Genomic DNA, 2,790 nt, shown 5'->3' on the forward strand with positions numbered 1-2,790 from the left:
GCCCAGGCCGCCTCCGGCTCGCCCGCCGTCACCCACACGCCGGTGTCGATGAAGTCCACGCCCTCCACCGCCTGCAGCGCCGCCTCCGTCACCGCCAGGCGCGCCCCGCTCACCCGCGCCAACGCCTCGCACCGGGCCAGCGTCTGCGCCGCCGGCCACAGCGCACGCGGCGCCGCGATCCGCAGGTCCATGCCCAGCAAGGCCGCGCCCTGCAACAGCGAATCGCCGGTGTTGCCACGGGCATCGCCCAGCCAGGCCACGCGCATCTCGCGCAACGGCTTGTCGCAGTGCTCCTGCATCGTCATCAGGTCGGCCAGCACCTGCGTCGGATGGAACTCGTTCGTCAGCCCGTGGTAGACCGGCACGCCGGCATGCGCCGCCAGGTCCTTCGCCGTCTGCGGCACCGTGCCCCGGTACTCGATCGCGTCGTACAAGCGGCCCAGCACCCGCGCCGTGTCCTTCACGCTCTCCTTCTCGCCGAGTGGCGAATCGCCCGGGCCGATGAACGAGACCTGCGCCCCCTGGTCGTGCGCCGCCACCTCGAAGGCGCGCGTGCGCGACAACGACCGCTCCGAGAGCAGATCAGAGAGCAGCGCGATGTTGCGCCCGCGCAGCGCCGGCTGCTCGGTGCCCGCCGCCTTGGCCCGCTTCAGCTCGTGCGACATCTCCAGCAGATGCTGGATGTCGCGCGCGTTCAGCTCGTCCAGCGACGACAGGCTGCGGTTCTTCAGGTGATAGGCCATCGCGCGCTCCTCTCTTCTCGGAACGCGCCAGCCTAGTCAGCCCGCAGGCAGCGGCCTTGATGGGCGTCAAGCGGCGGCCACTGATACGGAATTGACACACGCCATTCACACGCTGTTGCGCAGCGCCCTGCTCCGGTCGTGCTGCATTGACAGGCCCTTCCTAAGCTCCTCTCCATACCACCCGCCCGCCAGGAGCCCGCCATGCAAACCGCCACGCCGACAGCCCACTTCACCGTGTGCGCCCGGGTCAACGACTCGCTGAAGCTGCTGGCGGAATCCGTCGAGCTGCAGCGCCGCATCGTGCATGCCGGCGACACGGTGTTCCAGGGCGGCCAGGACTTCCAGTGCCTGTACATCATCAACTCCGGCTTCTTCAAGACGCTGAACATCGCGGCCGACGGGCGCGAGCAGGTCGTCGGCCTGCACTTCAAGGGCGACTGGATGGGCTTCGACGGCATCGCCCACGGCCAGTACGGCTGCGATGCGATCGCGATGGACACCGGCGAGGTCTGGGCGATCCGCTACGACACGCTGCTGCTGGCGGCCGTGCGCCAACCCGCGCTGCTCGGCCTGCTGCACGCCGCGATGAGCCGCGAGATCTCGCGCGACCGCGATTCGCTGCTGTCGCTGGGCACACTGCCGGCCGATGCGCGCGTCGCCGACTTCCTGCGCTACTGGGCCGAATCGCTGTCGCAGCGCGGCCTGCGCGCCGACCAGATCACGCTGCGCATGACGCGCGCCGAGATCGGCAACTACCTCGGCATGACGCTCGAGAGCGTCAGCCGCGCGCTGTCGCGCATGGCGCGCAGCAACGTGATCCGCTTCACCGAGAAGGGCCGGCGCGACCTGTGCATCGCCAGCACCGAGGCGCTCGCGTCGTTCATCCAGGCGGCGATGACGCCGGCTTCGCGGGTGCTGCAGTGATGGCCCGCCCGAGCGCACGCACCATCGCCTCGCAGAGCTCCTCGCGCGAGTACGGCTTGCGCAGCAGCTCCCACGGCAGCCCGGCGCTGCTGTCGCCGACCATCGCCTCCGACGAATAACCCGACATCAGCAGCACCGCGAGCCCCGGCCGCAAGGCCACCGCACGCCGCGCGAGTTCGGTGCCGCGCAGGCCGGCCCCCAGGATCACGTCGCTGAGCAGCAGGTCGACCGCCTGCTCGCCCTCCAGCGCCGCCAGCGCGGGCTCGGCGCTCGAATGGGCCGTCACCTCGCACTGCAGCGCGCGCAGGAAGCTGCGGCACACCGCGAGCACCTCCGGGTCGTCCTCCACCAGCATCACGCGCAGGCCCGGCGGCAGCTGCGCCGGCGCATCGGCCGCGCCCTGCGTCCGAGCCTGGCCGGGCGCATCGAAGCGCGGCAGGTACAGCGTGACCCGCGTGCCGGCACCGGGCGCCGAATCGAGGGCCACCGCGCCGTTCGACTGCTTCGCGAAGCCGTACACCGTGCTGAGGCCCAGGCCGGTGCCGCGGCCGGCCTCCTTGGTCGTGAAGAACGGCTCGAACGCGCGGTCGCGCACCGCTTCGGACATGCCATGCCCGGTGTCCGAGACGCTGATCTCGACGAAGCCGTCGTCGCGCTGCGCCACCTCGCCGAGGTCTGCCGCCAGCGGCGCCGGCACGCGCCGGCAGGGCCGGCATGCGAACGACAGCGTGCCGCCCTCGGGCATCGCGTCGCGGGCATTGATCGCGATGTTGAGCAGCGCGGATTCGAGCTGGCCCGGGTCGGCCCGGCAGCCCGGGCAGTCATCGGCCGCATCGACGACGATCTGCACCCGCTCGTCGAGCGTGCGATGCAGCATGTCGGCCAGCGAGCGCAGCAGCAGCGCCGGCTCCACGCGCGACGGCACCAGCCGCTGGCGGCGCGAGAACGCGAGCAGCTTGCCGGTGAGCTCGGCGCCGCGCCGGGCCGCGCGCTTGGCGGCCCCCAGCATCTGCTGCAGCCGCGGCTCGTCGGCCACCTGCGGCTCGAACTCGAGCACCTGCAGGTTGCCCTGGATCACCGTCAGCAGGTTGTTGAAGTCGTGCGCGATGCCGCCGGTCAGCTG

The 2,790-nt window shown here is 71.5% G+C and carries 3 protein-coding genes; 1 reads left to right on the plus strand and 2 read right to left on the minus strand.

Annotated elements, in window-relative coordinates; genetic code table 11:
- The coding region (locus tag AC1D01_RS28665; protein WP_477872463.1) for a Rossmann-fold NAD(P)-binding domain-containing protein at positions 1-743 on the minus strand (743 nt) is incomplete at its 3' end.
- A 201-nt stretch (positions 744-944) separates the two neighbouring features.
- On the opposite strand from AC1D01_RS28665, the gene AC1D01_RS28670 reads away from it, so the two are divergent.
- A complete protein-coding gene (locus AC1D01_RS28670) occupies positions 945-1,667 on the plus strand; it encodes a helix-turn-helix domain-containing protein (protein ID WP_477872465.1) in 723 nt (240 codons plus the stop codon).
- Here AC1D01_RS28670 and AC1D01_RS28675 read toward each other — a convergent pair.
- The coding region (locus AC1D01_RS28675; protein WP_477872467.1) for an ATP-binding protein at positions 1,624-2,790 on the minus strand (1,167 nt) is incomplete at its 5' end. The two genes, AC1D01_RS28670 and AC1D01_RS28675, sit on opposite strands and share 44 nt — an antisense overlap.

Source organism: Rhizobacter sp. P3_B12 (genome assembly GCF_056402895.1).